This is a genomic window from Pseudomonas sp. S3E12, from assembly GCF_001702295.1.
Taxonomy (GTDB): domain Bacteria; phylum Pseudomonadota; class Gammaproteobacteria; order Pseudomonadales; family Pseudomonadaceae; genus Aquipseudomonas; species Aquipseudomonas marginalis.
This window is the reverse complement of the sequence record NZ_MBDT01000002.1, coordinates 203,254-217,355: the sequence shown is the minus strand read 5'-3', so window position 1 is coordinate 217,355 and position 14,102 is coordinate 203,254. Positions and strand designations below refer to the sequence as shown.

The 14,102-nt window shown below is 62.4% G+C and carries 10 protein-coding genes; 7 read left to right on the top strand and 3 right to left on the bottom strand.

Annotated elements, in window-relative coordinates; genetic code table 11:
* Positions 1 to 72 precede the first annotated feature (72 nt).
* Positions 73 to 4,686: a dermonecrotic toxin domain-containing protein gene (locus BB029_RS01030; RefSeq protein WP_065938056.1), complete on the top strand. Its 4,614-nt coding sequence runs from the start codon at positions 73 to 75 to the stop codon at positions 4,684 to 4,686.
* 3 nt (positions 4,687 to 4,689) lie between these two features.
* On the opposite strand, the gene BB029_RS01025 is transcribed toward BB029_RS01030, so the two are convergent.
* Positions 4,690 to 6,231 (bottom strand): PLP-dependent aminotransferase family protein, encoded by a 1,542-nt coding sequence (locus tag BB029_RS01025; protein WP_065938055.1) that lies wholly within the window; start codon positions 6,229 to 6,231, stop codon positions 4,690 to 4,692.
* A gap of 90 nt (positions 6,232 to 6,321) precedes the next feature.
* Here BB029_RS01025 and BB029_RS01020 point away from each other — a divergent pair, with 90 nt between their 5' ends.
* The 3 genes from BB029_RS01020 to BB029_RS01010 are packed head-to-tail and all read left to right on the top strand — an operon-like array spanning position 6,322 to position 8,094.
* The gene (locus BB029_RS01020; RefSeq protein WP_065937949.1) at positions 6,322 to 6,945 is read left to right on the top strand and encodes an FMN-binding negative transcriptional regulator; all 624 of its coding nucleotides are present in this window, start codon (positions 6,322 to 6,324) and stop codon (positions 6,943 to 6,945) included.
* Positions 6,946 to 6,956: 11 nt separating this feature from the next.
* Positions 6,957 to 7,403 carry a GNAT family N-acetyltransferase gene (locus BB029_RS01015; RefSeq protein ID WP_027608229.1) on the top strand — a complete coding sequence of 149 codons (447 nt, stop codon included), beginning with the start codon at positions 6,957 to 6,959 and terminating at the stop codon, positions 7,401 to 7,403.
* Positions 7,404 to 7,413: 10 nt separating this feature from the next.
* Entirely contained in the window at positions 7,414 to 8,094 is a 681-nt protein-coding gene (locus BB029_RS01010; RefSeq protein ID WP_065937948.1) for a GNAT family N-acetyltransferase, read from the top strand.
* Positions 8,095 to 8,097: 3 nt separating this feature from the next.
* On the opposite strand, the gene BB029_RS01005 is transcribed toward BB029_RS01010, so the two are convergent.
* The gene (locus BB029_RS01005; RefSeq protein ID WP_065937947.1) at positions 8,098 to 8,997 is read right to left on the bottom strand and encodes a homocysteine S-methyltransferase family protein; all 900 of its coding nucleotides are present in this window, start codon (positions 8,995 to 8,997) and stop codon (positions 8,098 to 8,100) included.
* 112 nt (positions 8,998 to 9,109) lie between these two features.
* Between BB029_RS01005 and BB029_RS01000 the strand changes: the two genes are divergently transcribed.
* The 3 genes from BB029_RS01000 to BB029_RS00990 all read left to right on the top strand — a co-directional run bounded on the left by BB029_RS01000 (position 9,110) and on the right by BB029_RS00990 (position 12,209).
* Positions 9,110 to 9,931, top strand: coding sequence for an ABC transporter substrate-binding protein (locus BB029_RS01000; protein ID WP_065937946.1), 822 nt, complete (start codon positions 9,110 to 9,112; stop codon positions 9,929 to 9,931).
* Positions 9,928 to 10,731, top strand: coding sequence for an amino acid ABC transporter permease (locus BB029_RS00995; protein WP_065937945.1), 804 nt, complete (start codon positions 9,928 to 9,930; stop codon positions 10,729 to 10,731). Before BB029_RS01000 ends, BB029_RS00995 begins: the two co-directional genes overlap by 4 nt.
* 167 nt (positions 10,732 to 10,898) lie before the next feature.
* Positions 10,899 to 12,209 (top strand): autotransporter domain-containing protein, encoded by a 1,311-nt coding sequence (locus BB029_RS00990; RefSeq protein WP_065937944.1) that lies wholly within the window; start codon positions 10,899 to 10,901, stop codon positions 12,207 to 12,209.
* A gap of 83 nt (positions 12,210 to 12,292) precedes the next feature.
* Here BB029_RS00990 and oadA read toward each other — a convergent pair whose 3' ends face one another.
* On the bottom strand, positions 12,293 to 14,101 hold the full coding sequence (oadA, locus tag BB029_RS00985) for a sodium-extruding oxaloacetate decarboxylase subunit alpha (RefSeq protein ID WP_027608222.1): 1,809 nt from the start codon (positions 14,099 to 14,101) through the stop codon (positions 12,293 to 12,295).
* Position 14,102: the final 1 nt, after the last annotated feature.

Genomic DNA, 14,102 nt, shown 5'->3' with positions numbered 1-14,102 from the left:
TCTACCGACCGCCCGGCCGCAGCGCCAATTACCTTGCAGCTCTTCATGCCGACCCAGGCCAAGGAGCTGCAGATGCCCAACGATTCACTCCCTAGCAACAATCGCCCGCCCAGCAGCTATGAGCTGCTGACGCAACTGAGCGTCGGCCCGTCGATCCGCGACGTTGCCGCCAACCTGTTGCGTTCGTCCCTCATGGAGCAATACCCGACACTCGCTATCGACCCTGACCTGGCCATGGTCATCACGCCGCGCTGGCGCATCGTTGGCGATGTCATCCAATCCGCACCCGCCATCGCGCAATCGCTGACCTCGGTGCTGGCCAACCAGGCTCTGGCGCCCGAGCCGGTGATCTATATCGACGGCGAACACTTCCTCACCCTGGAACCCGAGGCCAAGCCCGCCGTGCACCTGCCGGTGCAGATCGATGCCATTGCGCGGCTGATCAATGAGCTGGCGGCGCTGATCTTTACCGCCTTCCAGGAGCAGCAACTTGATTACTGGAACGCTTCCAACGGCCTGGCGGGCCCACGCTGGCAAACGCTCTCCCATTCCCTGCGCAAAGTCTGGAACGTCACCGCGCAGGACGGCTGGGATGAACACGATTGCGCCATGGCCAGGACGTTGTTCCACTTTCCAGACCGGACCAAGCGTCGGAACTTCGACACATTCCAGACACACGCTTACCTGATCGATATAGATGGCCTGAAAAACAACCGCTCCACTCACGTCGGCCTGTCGGATATCGCGGTGCTGATCGGGGTACATGAGCAACGCCAGCGGGTCCTGACGTATTCGCTGATCAACGGCTACGAGAAATTCGAGTCACTGCAAAAGCTCGGCGAAGCCTTGCCCGCGGCACTGACTCATGCTGACGGGGAGGTAACCGTGCAATGGCGATTGTACGAACCCGCCGGGGATTTTTTCGACAGCCTGGCGTGCAACCTGATCGCCCTGCAATTGCAGGCCATCGGATCAATTGGCTCCGCCGAACTTGAAGCCCCCGCCACGGCTGCCGTCACCGGCCAGGCCGTCGCGCGCATCCTGCCGGTGATTGAAGACTTGAGCGATCACTCATTGTCGAGCATCCACCAGATCCACGAGCAACTTCCCGACTGGCTTGCCAATGCCTCGGACCTGGACGTATCGACCTACAGCCGTTACGTGATCGAGCTGGCGGAACTGCATACCCACAACCACGGGCAGTCTTTCCAGGACGGTATCCCGCCGATCCGCGACTACGCCCGGCAGCAACTGCAAAACCGGATCAAGGCCCATGCAAATGGCGCGAGCCTGAACCTGGACAAGATAGAGATCAGCATCGAAAGCCCGGTGGTCTGGGGCACCTTCGTGCTGCCCGGAACCAGTGACATCACCCGGCGCAGCCTGATCGACCTGGCCCTGGAAAACCTCACCGGGCTGCCCACCGGTACGTCCAGCGTGCACTACAACGGCGGCGAGGGGCCGCAATGGCTGACGTACAACTACCTCAAGGACGTGATCGAAACCCTCGACATCGGTGAACGCTACCCGACGCTGATCAAACACACCCTGCTCGACGACCCCGTTCAATCGAGGCTTCGGCAAACCCTCTACACCTCGCACTTGCGGGTGCAACTGCCACTGCTGGCCTTGCAGTGGAAAATCCAGGGCCTGCACGGCATCGATGATCGCGGTTATCGCTATATCGCTGCCGCGGTGCAGGAACACGCCCATGAACGGCAGGTCGAGGGGCAAGAGATCGTCATCCGGCGCCTGGCGTTCATTCCCACCCTGCGCACCAGCCAGGCGCAGGATGGGGTGGCGAATATGTTTGTGATCGGCCCCCGCGACCACACCCAAGGCCCTTGCCTGTTGTACCGCCCACTGCTGGAGCCGGTGCTGATCCAGTACCCGTCACGGCAAAACCTGTTGTATGCCATCAAGCATCACCGCACCCTGCGCGACTCGGTGCTGGCCTGGCTGGCCGAAGATGTGCGCTTCAACTACGAGCAGTATGTCTTCCCTGCCGCATTACCTTCGCCGTGGACCGTGGTGCGCGGGTTGGTGGAGCCGCAAGTGGTGGTGCAAATGAGCGGCCCCCTGGCCTTGAGCGACGAAGTGGTGGGCAACGACAGCCTGGCGACGCTGTTCAGGGACAACGCCAACGCGATGGTTGAATTGGCGACGCGGCAATCGGTGTCCAACGCTCAGAAACGCTGGGCAAGCTATCGAGAAGCCGGCTGGCTGATTTTCAGCGCGGCCTTGCCATTCATGGGCCGCACCGTGGGCATCGCGGCCTGGATCTGGCAAATCATGGACGACCTGCAGGCGACCACCCAGGCGGAGCCGGAGCCTGACGGGCAGGTGTCCTGGACAGCCCAGGTGGATCTGCTGCTCAACCTGGGCATGGCCCTGGTGCTGCACGTCGCCCTGCGCCATCCGCCGGTACGAAAGACGCCCAAGGCCACGTTGCCGAAACAGGAAGCCACCCCGACTCAGGCGCCGGAAACCAGACTGCCGCCGGAGCACCGGATCCCCGTGATGCGCCGCCCCGACTTGCCCGACGCCGAACCGCCCGCTCGCCATCAAGGCCCGCTGTACAACAGCGGCGCACTCCAACGTTCTCCGACAAGCCTGGGGGCCACACTGGACCGCTTCAAAGTGGCCAGGCCCGACGGGCTGGGGGAAGCCGTCAAGGAAACAGGGCCGCACCTGCATCTCTATGCGCTTGCCGATAAATGGTACGCGCCGGTGGGCGCACGCTGGTTCGAGGTGGCGGTGGATGAGCACGACAATGTCATGGTCGTCGATCCGGGCCGCCCCACTCACATCGGCCCGCTGCTGGTGAGCAACCTGGCCGGGCAATGGTTTGTCGACACTCGCCTGCGCCTGCGCGGTGCCGGTTTCAGGAATCGCCGGCAATCGGCTCGCGGCAAAGTACCTTCGCGGATCACCGACCTCCGGCAGAAACTCAACCAATTCGATGCTGACGAACGGCGCGGGCAAGCTGAAGTCGCCCAGGCCCACGCCGCGATAGACCCGCTGCCCGGGCCCTCCTCCGATCGCCAGCGCCAGGCGTTCCTCGACAAGGTCGACAGCCGCCTGGCCGACTATGACGTGCCCATTCGCCAGTTGCGCTCGCTGAATGTCATCGATTCGGTACCCAACTACCAGAGTTCGATGATCGACTACCTGAACAAACAACTGCTGCTGACCCGCTCGGCCATCTCGGAACGCTTGCCGGTCTTTCGCGACAAGTTGCTGGTGTCGGTGGAAGACATGGAAGCCGTCACCGCCCTGGACATCAAGCAGCGTAACGAGATCGCACAGACGATGGCGAAGCTGAACCTGGATATGATCAACCGCATGGAGTATGCGCAATCGCGCTATCGCCAATTGGAAAGCCTTGGCATAGAGGGTGCCAAGGTCATCCAGACCAGCGTGCAGGCCCTGCCCGACTTCAAGCTGCACGACCTCAAGGCCATGCAACTCACCCTCAGCCGCTACCTGTGTATTGGCGAAGGCAGCGGGGAGGCCTTCACCGACGCACGGGTACAACTCAATGACATCGTGGATAACGCCGATCTCACGGTGCAAACGTGGATCGAGACCCTGGTGGAAACCAGCATCAGCGACCTGCACGAGCGTATTGAAGTGCTCAACAGCCTGGTCGACCAGTTCGCAATTGTCGACCAACGCCTGCTGGACCTGCACGCCGAACACCCGGAACAGGTGCAGCGAGAACCCCTGGAACACCTGCGCCAACGCATCGATGAATTCAACCAACAGGCGGTGCATGAGCTGGCGCTGTTGATCAGGCAACGAAAAGCCCTGGAGCCCAAGCCTGGCCCATCAAAAGCCCCCCCGACACCCAAGCGCAAAGTCATCAAGACACGCTTCAACGGGTTGGTGGTGGGCGAGCCCCGTGAAGCCGAAAGCGGCCTGGTGGACGTCAAGGCCCCGGTGACGGGCAAGCTCATCGCGACCTTCCACGAAAAAACCCCTGGGGTCTGGGTCGAACGCCAGAGCACACCCTCAAGCCCCCGAGAGCCCCAGGTGATCGACCTGGGCACCAGCATCGACGCCGCCCAGAGCCTGCTGAATGAAGAGCCCGCCGCCACCCTGCGCACCCTGGACCACGCGAAGAAAGCCGGACGTATTCCGGTGGAAATCGAAGAGATGTTCCACCAGTACGCCGCACGCCTGGAACACGCAGTGGCCACGATCGAAGAGGCGCTGACCCGGCTCAACCTCACGGAAAGCGACCGCCCGCCCGCCGCCGCCCTCAACCGCCGGCTCAATGACGCCGCACAACGGCTATACGAACTGGGCACAAGCACTCGCATCAGCATGACCAAACAACAACCACCCACGGCGGCACGGGTGGAGTGGCTGCACAGCCAAGGCCTGGTGAAAATCGCCAAAGTGGTCACGCGGCGGCGGCTCAAGGGCCCCGGCAAAAACTACCTGGACGAATATGAGGTGCGTGATCACCAGACCCATGCGGTGCTCTGGTATGCGCACTTTCACTATGAGTCTCCCCAGGCGGCGCTGGAGCACTACACCGCCGGCCACCTCAAGACCCGCGACCAGCAGAAACTGGGGGGCGCTGTGCACCGCACGGGCTTGAGCGACCGTGACCAGATCGCGATTTATCGCAGTGAAATCAGCCCGATCCTGGCCCGTTCGTTGTTTTTCCAGGCCTGACCGTCAATCGTGCTGCCAGGCCCTGCGCAAGGTTGCCAGGGCCTCGGCAACGGCCGTCTCAGGTACGGCGGCAAACCCCAGCACCAGGCCGGCGCGCTGGTCTGCCGGAGTGGTGGAGTGCGCCAGCCAGTAACTGCTTAAACCATTGACTTCGACACCCACGGCACGGGCTTGCTCAAGCAGCTGTTGCTCGCGGGCCAGGCTGTCCACGCGCACGGTCATGTGCAGCCCTGCGGCGATAACGGGCAACTCGCCCACCCCCGGCAGACCGCGCGGCCACCCGGCGAGCAAGGCATTGCGCCGGCTCAATGCCGCGCGCCGCATCCGGCGGATATGCCGCTGGAAGTGCCCGGCCGCCATAAACTCGGCCATCACCGCCTGGGTACTGACTTCCGAGTGGCGCATATCCACCGCACGGCGCCGTGAGAAGGCATCGACCAGGCCTGGCGGCAACACCAGATAGCCCAGGCGCAAGGCCGGGAATGCGACCTTGCCGAAGGTGCCGACGTACAGCACGCGGCCGCTGCGGTCGAGCGCGGCCAGGGGCGCCAGGGGGGCGCCGCTGTAGCGGTATTCGCCGTCATAGTCGTCCTCCACGATCCAACCGCCGGTGCGCTCGGCCCAGGCCAGCAACTCCAGGCGCCGCGCCAGGCTCATCACCACGCCCAGCGGGTATTGGTGAGAGGGCGTGACATAGGCCAGACGGCAATCACCCAAGGTATTCAGGACCTGGCAATCGATGCCGTCGCTGTCCACCGGCACGCCCTGCAGATTGGCACCGGCCAGTGCGAACGCGTGCCCGGCGGCCCGATAGCCCGGGTTTTCCACCGCTACCCCATCACCAGGCTCTACCAGCAGCTGTGCACAAAGGCTGATTGCCTGTTGTGCACCGCTGGTGATCACTATTTGCTCAGCCGTACATTGCATGCCCCGTGAGCTGCGCAGGTAAGCGGCGATCAAGCCGCGCAGGCGGCTGTCACCCGCCGGGTCGCCATAGCACAGCTGCGCCAGGTCCGGCTTGCGCCAGAACGCCCCGTTGAGCTTGGCCCAGACCTCGAAAGGGAATAGATCGAAGGCTGGCACGCCCACGCGAAATGCCTTGGGCGGCCCCGCCGGCGGCTGTGGCAAATGGTGACTGTGCACGCGCCCCAAGGCCGGCCTGTGGATAACTTCGCCGTCGAGATCGTGCGGCAAATCCAGCCATTTTGTGGATAAGGCTGGGGATAAGCTTGTTGATAAGCCTGTGGATACTTTTGTGGATAGTTTTTTTGCCGTGGGCAACTGGGCGACATAGGTGCCATCACCCACACGGCCTTCGACAAACCCCTCGGCGTACAACTGATCGTAGGCACGCACGACGCTGTTGCGGGAAATCAACAACGCAGCGGCCAGGTCACGGCTGGCGGGAAGGCGCGTACCGCTGGCCAGGCGTCCATCCAGCACGCGCTGACGCAGGGCTTCATAAAGCTGGCGCGTCAGGCCTTGGCGTCGATCCAGCTCGATACCGGCAGGGTTGAAGGACAGCGGCGGCGAAATGGGCGACATCATATTGGACCTATGAAATTGGCCGAAGATGGCTCTTACAACGAACCATTAGCCTGCCTAGGATGCAGGCATTCGCCAAGGAAAATATTCATGTACACACCACGCGCCTTTGCCCTCGACGACTTGCCCGAAATACAGCAACTGATCCAGCACACACGCCTGGCGCAGTTGGTCACCTTTGGCGAGCAAGGCCTGCAGGCCAGCCACTTGCCGCTGCTGCTCAACCCGGATGAAGGCCCCAACGGCACGCTGTACGGGCACCTGGCCAAGGCCAATCGGCAGTGGCAGGACCTGCAAGACGGCAGCGAAGCCCTGGTGATCTTCGCCGGTGCCGAGGCCTATGTCAGCCCAGGGTTTTACCCGGCCAAGGCCGAGCACGGCAAAGTGGTGCCCACCTGGAATTACATCGCGGTGCATGCCTATGGCAAGGCCCAGGTGTTTACCGATGCCGAGCGCCTGCTCGGCGTGGTCAGCGCCCTCACTGACCGCCACGAGGGCAATCGCGCCCAGCCATGGAAGGTCAGCGACGCCCCGGCTGATTACATTGACGGCATGCTCAAGGCCATTGTCGGCTTCAGCCTGCCGATCGAGCGCCTGATCGGCAAACGCAAACTCAGCCAGAACCGCAGCGCGGCGGACATCGCCGGCGTGCGCGACGGCCTGGCCGCCAGCGCCGATATACGCGACCAGACCCTCGCGCGCTTTATTCCCTAAGGAGTTCCAGAATGAGCCAGATCGAGATCCGCCAGGTCACCGCAACCGACCACGCCGCCTGGCTGCCGCTGTGGCAGGCGTACTTGACGTTCTACAACACCGAACTGCCGGACGCCGTCAGCCAAAGCACCTGGCAGCGCCTGATCGATGCCCATGAGCCGACCCACTCCGCGCTGGCCTGGCAGGATGGCAAGGCGGTGGGCATGGTCAACTTCATCTACCATCGCTCCAACTGGAGCATCGAGAACTCCTGCTACCTGCAGGACCTGCTGGTGGACCCGGCCCAGCGCGGCACCGGTGTCGGCCGTAAACTGATCGAGTTCGTCTACGCCACTGCCAAGGCCGACGGCTGCTGCAAGGTGCACTGGCTGACCCACGAGACCAACGCCACCGCGATCCAGCTCTACGAGCGCATCGCCGAACGCCCTGGCTTCATTCAATTTCGCAAAGGTCTTTAAGGAGCGCAGCATGTCCACTTCCCTCGCCGACTGGAAAGGCGCCCCGGCGCCCACCGCGCAACTGCTCGAAGGGCACTTTATCCGCCTGGAAAAACTCGACCCGGCCCGCCACGCCGATCAATTGTGGCAAGCCCTCGAAGGCCCCGGTGCCGACCCCAAGTTGTGGGATTACCTGCCTTACGGCCCGTTTGCCGAGCGCGCCGCGTTTGATGCGTGGTTGAACAACCATGCGGCGAACAGCGACCCGTATTTCTTCAGCGTGGTCGACCGTGCGTCCGGCCAGGTGCAGGGCATCCTCAGCCTGATGTCCATCGTCCCGGCCCAGGGCCGTATCGAAATCGGGCATGTCACCTTCGGCGCGCCGATGCAACGCTCACCCAAAAGCACCGAGGCGGTGTATCTCCTGGCCAAATACGCGTTCGAACAGGGCTACCGCCGCCTGGAGTGGAAGTGCAACAACGGCAATGCCCGCTCCAAGTATGCGGCTGAGCGGTTGGGGTTCAGTTTTGAAGGGGTGTTCCGCCAGCATATGGTGGTGAAGGGGCAGAACCGCGATACGGCGTGGTATTCGATCCTGGATTCGGAATGGCCGACGGTGGGTGCGGGGTTTGAGGCGTGGTTGTCGGAGGCGAACCAGGCAGGTTCCGGGCAGTTGAAGGGCCTGGCGGAGTGTCGCCGCCAGGCGCTTTAAGGCTTACCCCAGCTTCTGGGCCAGCACCGCAATGTGCTCCGGCCCGATCCCGCAGCACCCGCCCAAGTGGCTGGCACCCCGCGTTTGCCAGTCCGCAGCCCACTGCAGGTAGCCCGGTGGGTCGAGATCCTCGCGCAAGGGGTCCAGGCCATCATTGGCCGTGGCTTCCTTGGGCTGGGGCGGGAAGGCATTGGCATAGGCGCCGATCCGAATCGCCACGCCCAGCCGCTCGAAGGTTTGGCGTGCGGCATCGATCGCCGCGCCGATCACTTCCGGCTGGCTGCAATTGAACAGCAACACTTGGACGCCCAATTGCGCTGCCGCTTCGGCCGCGTCCGCCACCGGTTCGCCGGAGCGCAGGCGCGGTACTTCGTCGGTGTCTTCGTCTTTCAAGGTGAAGGACAGCCAGAACGGCTTGCCATCCTTCGGCAGGCCCGCATGAATCGCCCGCGCTTCAACGATTGAGCTCTGGGTCTCCGCCAGCCACAGGTCGACATGGGGTGCCAGGCCCTGCACCAGTGGCGTCAGCAACTCAGACACGCGCTGCGGCTCGAAAAGATCAGGCCGATACGAACCAAACAGCGGCGGCAACGAGCCGGCCACACGCACGGCCTTGCCCGAAGCCTGCACCGCCCGTCTGGCCAATTCACCCGCCAGCGCCGCCAGGGCCTGGCCTTCGGCAGCAAAGCGCGCCTCGCCGATATGGAACGGCACCACCGCATAGCTGTTGCTGGTGATCACATTGGCACCACTGTCGATATAGGCCGCATGCACCGCCTCCACCGCTTGCGGTGCTTCGCTCAATGCCAGCGCCGACCACTCCGGCTGCCGGAACGGCGCACCGCGGCGTTGCAGTTCACGGCCCATGCCGCCATCCAGAATTACTGTGTTCCCTGCGGCCATATGCTTTTTACTCATAAGCTTATGAAAATAACTCACTATGAGAGTCGTTCTTATAACTATTTAATACGTTCAATTCGGTTCATAACAACTCTTTTTTATTCAGGTGCCCATTTTGAAACTTAAACCGCTATTGGCCCTGGGCCTGACGATACTGGCTGCCTCCACCCAAGCCTTTGGCGGCGCGACCCTTGACCGGGTTGAGAAGAAAAAGGAACTGGTGGGCGTGCTGATGGAAAGCTACCCGCCGTTCTCGTTCCTCAACGACCAAAACCAGCTCGACGGCTTCGATGTCGATGTGGCCAAGGCTGTCGCGCAAAAGCTCGGTGTGAAACTGCGCCTGGAAACGCCGTCGTGGGACGTGATCGCCGCCGGCCGCTGGAGCGGGCGCTATGACATCTGCATTTGCTCCATGACCCCGAGCAAGGCCCGCGCCGAAGTCTTCGACTTCCCGGTGGAGTATTACGCCTCCCCTGCCGTGATCGTGGTCAATGCCAAGGATGACAGCATCCACGGCGCCAAGGACCTGAGCGGCAAGAAAGTCGGCCTCACCAGCGCCTCCAGCTACGAGAGCTACCTGAACAAGAACCTGGTGATCGAAGGCGCCGAGGACACCCAGTTGCAGTACCCGTTCGAGAACGTGCAGATCGCCCCGTACGACACCGATAACGTCGCCTTCCAGGACCTTGGCCTGGGCGCCGGTGTACGCCTGGATGCAATCCTCACCAACCTGGTCACCGCCCAGCCGCGCCTGGACCAGGACAAACGCTTCAAACTCGCCGGCGCAGCGCTGTACGCCGAACCCAACTCGGTGGCCATCGAAAAAGGTGACGCCCAGTGGGACGCCAAGGTGCGTGAGGTGTTTGCCCAGTTGAAACAGGACGGCACCCTGAGCAAACTGTCGCAAAAATGGATCGGTGCCGATATCAGCCAATGAGTGTTCCCCCAAAACCTGCGCGCGCCCTGCTGGGCTTTCGCACGCGGCTTTACCTGACCTGGGCGGCGCTGTTCGCCCTGTTTGCCAGTTTCTTCCTGAGCTTTGACCTGAAGTTCTCGATCATTCTCGACAAGCTGCCCAACCTGGTTGGCCTGCACCTGGCACCCAATGGCTTCCTGCAAGGCGCAGCGCTGACGCTGTTCCTGTGCCTGTGTGCGATTGCCGCCTCGTCGGTGCTGGGCTTTATCACCGCGCTCGGGCGCCTGTCCAAAAGTGCCGTGGCCTTTGGTATCGCCAGCTTCTACGCGTCGTTTTTCCGTGGCACGCCGTTGCTGATCCAGATCCTGCTGATCTATCTGGGCCTGCCACAGCTGGGCCTGGTGCCGGGCGCCATCGTCGCGGGGATCATCGCGCTGTCGCTGAACTACGGCGCGTACCTGAGCGAAATCTTCCGCGCCGGCATCCTGGGCGTCCCTCATGGGCAACGGGAAGCGGCATTGGCCCTGGGCATGCGCGACAGTTCGATCTTCTGGCACGTCACCCTGCCCCAGGCCATGCGCACCATCGTCCCGCCGGCGACCAACCAGTTCATCTCCATGCTCAAGGACTCGTCGCTGATCTCGGTGATGGGCGTGTGGGAAGTGATGTTCCTGGCGCAATCCTACGGGCGCTCCAGTTATCGCTACATCGAGATGCTGAGCACCGCGGCAATCATCTATTGGGTCATGTCCCTCGGGCTGGAACTGATCCAGGCACGGATGGAACGCCATTTTGGCAAGGGGTATGTAAGGCGAGGATGAGGTCAGTCAAGTAACAATCGACCGCCACCTTAGTGCGCCAATCCTGTGGCATTCTTTTCCGCATCAGGCTAGAGACATCTCCCGCAAACGAGCACTGCCTGGCCTGACAGTTATCCCCCGAGTGCCCCGCTAAATTCCCCGCCTCATACATCAAGAGGTGGGTTTACATGCCGCTCATTCAGAAACAACTCGTACTCGCCATCACCCTCGCGCTGGGGGCCACCTGCGCTCAATACGCACAGGCACGGGGCGACATGGAGCCAGACAGCGAATGGTTCGATCCGCTCGCGGAGCACAGCGAGAAAAGCCCTTATGAACCGGCCCTGCCCGCGCCCGATGACTTCTACTTCGCTGACCATGCCACCAGCCGCAATGGCCTGAGCGTCGCCCGTGTGCTCGACGCCGCGGTGGATGACCTGCTGGCGTCGGACGAACTGAACGAGTGGGAAAAATACCGACTTGAGCAATACGGCGAGTACCTGGGCAGCCTGGAGCCAGGGCGATTGGGTGCGGTGCTGGAGCAATTGGCGGGTAGTCAGAACGCCAACCTGGGCAGTGCCACCCAAAACAGCATGAAACAATTGAACGCCAGCCTGCTGTCGGCAGTACGTCAGCTGGATAACGACACCGACGAGGGCAGCCGTGTATGGCTCCAAGCCTTGGGCGGCGCCGGCACGCTGGATGCTCAACACGCAAGCGTTGGTTTGAAACAACGCAGCCAAGGCTTGCTGCTGGGCGCCGACTGGTCGGCCGACAACGCATGGCGGCTCGGCGTGGTGGGCGGCAAGTCGGGCAGTGACCTGAGCGCCAAACGTTTCAAAGGCGAACTGGACAGCTGGCATCTGGGCGCTTATGCGGTGCGTCAGGACGGGCCGCTGGCACTGCGTCTGGGTGCGCTCTACAGCAGGCATAGCGGGCAGAATCAACGCAATGTCGATTTCGACTTCATCAATTACCGCGAACACCTCACGGGCAAGTACAAAGCGCGCAGCCAAAATTCCTTCGCCGAACTGGGCTATCAGTTCCACACCGGTGGCTTACGCGCCGAGCCCTTTGCCGCACTGGGTTTCCAGCGTTATCAGCGCGATCGCTTTGTGGAGAAAGGTGGCTATAGCGCATTGGATGTCGGTGCACAGACCCAGCAAAACCTCAGCAGTACCTTCGGTCTACGCGTGACCCGCGACGTTGCATTGGGCAACCAAATGACGCTCAAACCGCACCTGAGCACCAGCTGGAAACATCTGTATGGCGACATCGGCAGCCGGGTGCGCCAGTCCTTCGCCTGGGAAAAACGCGAGGACTTCGACAGCTCCTTCACCATCGGCGGCACCTCACTGGACCGTAACAGCCTGGCGCTGCGTACCGGCCTGGACATGGCGCTGTCGGACACACACAGCGTGGGCCTGACCTATTCCGCCGAGTTCGGCAGCCACAGCCGCAACCAAGGGGTGATGGGCCAGTGGGCGATAGCGTTCTGAGCCATGAGGTAGCCTGATCATCAGGCAAAAAAAAGGGGAGCACCTGCCCCCCCGAGGATTAAACGGTCGTGTCGAAGGCTGGATCAGCCTTCGATTTCAATCAGGATTTCGCCAGGGTTCACCCGGTCGCCCTTGGCCACATGAACGGCGGTCACCTTGCCGGCAATCGCAGCCTGCACTTCGGTTTCCATTTTCATCGCTTCGGTGATCAGCACGGCCTGGCCGGCCTTGACCACGTCGCCTTCCTTGACCAGCACATCGACGATATTGCCCGGCATCGCCGTGCTGACATGCCCCGGCTCGCTGGCCTGCTTGCGCTTGCTGCTGCCACCGCCGACGAATTCGTTGAGCGGTTCGAACACCACTTCTTCCGGCATGCCGTCGATGGACAGGTAGAAATGGCGCTTGCCTTCGGCTTTCACACCGACACCGGTGATGTCCACGCGGTAGCTTTCGCCGTGCACGTCGATGACGAACTCGGTCGGCACGCCTTCACCACCGGCACGGGCCACACCGCCGGCTTCAGGGATAGGCAGCAGTACCTCAGGTGTCAGGGTGCCGGCGTCGCGTTCCTCGAGGAACTTGCGCCCGATGTCCGGGAACATGGCGTAGGTCAGCACGTCTTCTTCGGACTTGGCCAAGGCGCCGATTTCGCCGCGCAGCTTGGTCATCTCCGGCTTGAGCAGGTCGGCTGGGCGCACGTCGATCACTTCTTCGCTGCCGATGGCCTGGCGACGCAACTTCTCGTTCACCGTGCCCGGCGCCTTGCCGTAGCCGCCTTGCAGGTACAGCTTCACTTCGTTGGTGATGGTCTTGTAGCGCTCACCGGCCAGCACGTTGAAGAACGCCTGGGTGCCGACGATCTGCGAAGTCGGGGTCACCAGCGGCGGGAAGCCGAGGTCTTCACGCACCCGTGGAATTTCAGCCAGCACTTCGCTCATACGGTTCAGAGCGCCCTGCTCTTTCAACTGGTTGGCCAGGTTGGAAATCATGCCACCCGGCACCTGGTTGACTTGCACACGGGTGTCGACGGCGGTGAATTCGCTTTCGAACTGGTGGTACTTCTTGCGCACGGCATAGAAGTACAGGCCGATCTCTTGCAGCAGTTCCAGGTCGAGGCCGGTGTCGAATTCGCTGCCCTTGAGGGCGGCGACCATCGACTCGGTGCCCGGGTGGCTGGTGCCCCAGGCGAAGCTGGAGATTGCGGTGTCGATATGGTCGGCCCCGTTTTCGATCGCCTTGAGTTGGCACATCGCGGCCAAGCCGGCGGTGTCGTGGGAGTGGATAAAGATCGGCAGGCTCTGCTCGGCTTTCAGCGCCTTGACCAGTTCACCGGTGGCGTACGGGGTCAGCAGGCCGGCCATGTCCTTGATCGCGATCGAGTCGCACCCCATGGATTCCAGCTGCTTGGCCTGGGCCACGAAGGCCTCGACGGTGTGCACCGGGCTGGTGGTGTAGGCGATGGTGCCCTGGGCATGCTTGCCGGCGGCTTTGACCGCTTCGATGGCCACACGCAGGTTACGCACGTCGTTCATGGCGTCGAAGATGCGGAACACATCGATGCCATTCACCGCGGCCTTGGCTACAAAGGCCTTGACCACATCGTCGCTGTAATGGCGGTAGCCCAGCAGGTTCTGGCCGCGCAGGAGCATTTGCAGGCGCGTGTTAGGCAACGCGGCACGCAGTTTGCGCAGGCGCTCCCACGGGTCTTCCTTGAGGAAGCGTACGCAGGCGTCGAAGGTCGCGCCGCCCCAGACTTCCAGGGACCAGTAGCCGACTTTGTCGAGCTTGTCGCAGATCGGCAGCATGTCGTCGGTGCGCATGCGGGTCGCCAGCAACGATTGGTGGGCGTCGCGCAGGATGGTGTCGGTTACGAAGATTTTTTTAGTCATT